Raw genomic sequence first — 673 nt, 5'->3', positions numbered from 1 at the left:
TGGAGGTGAAGCAACGTAAAGGTCAAATGTTGATACGGATGTTGGATGATAGTCGAAAAGATTCGCTGACGTGTATCATCTATGGTAGTGGTAATTTAATAGAGGTTCCCTATGTAAATTCAAGAGTGTTGCGACTGGATTTGCATAAGTTACAGCCCGGAATCGTTACGGTGGCTATGTTGAGCAAGGCAAACGAGATGATAGTAGCTGAATGTGAAACGGCAATCGGTGCGGTTTATATGCCGAAAGTGCAAATGGCTTGTAAGCCTGAGCGTGGCAGTAAGGCCCCTGTGAATCTGTCTGTCCAGTTGTCTGATAGTACAGGTATTCCTCTGAAAGGTCACTACTCAGTATCTGTGGTGGACTATGATGTGGTCCGTGCTGATACCTTGCGTTCCAATTTGGTGGATTATATCAACAGCCACCGTGACGGTAAGTATCCGTTGGCAGATATCTTACAACATCGTTATCCGTCTTTAAACTATCCAATGGAGCATCAGCAACAGATTACCGGTTGTGTGCGTGGTACGCTGAAATCAAAGCTAAAGAACCCGCATTTGCTGTTGGTCAATCCAATAGAAGGCTATCGCAAGGAATTTGAGTTGGGCGATAGCTCGCGATTTTCCTTGACGGTGGATAGTCCTGAAAATATGATATGGTTGTTGGAGGCTAC

The 673-nt window shown here is 44.9% G+C and carries 1 protein-coding gene; it reads left to right on the top strand.

Features of this window, described 5'->3' with window-relative positions; all coding sequences use genetic code 11:
• Positions 1 to 673: hypothetical protein (locus CIK93_RS05670; RefSeq protein ID WP_158215476.1), on the top strand; the 673-nt coding region annotated here is incomplete at both ends.

Origin of the sequence: Prevotella sp. P3-92 (genome assembly GCF_002251205.1) — a bacterium.
GTDB lineage: Bacteria > Bacteroidota > Bacteroidia > Bacteroidales > Bacteroidaceae > Prevotella.
The sequence above is the reverse complement of the archived record's forward strand: the minus strand, read 5'-3'. Positions and strand labels throughout refer to the sequence as shown.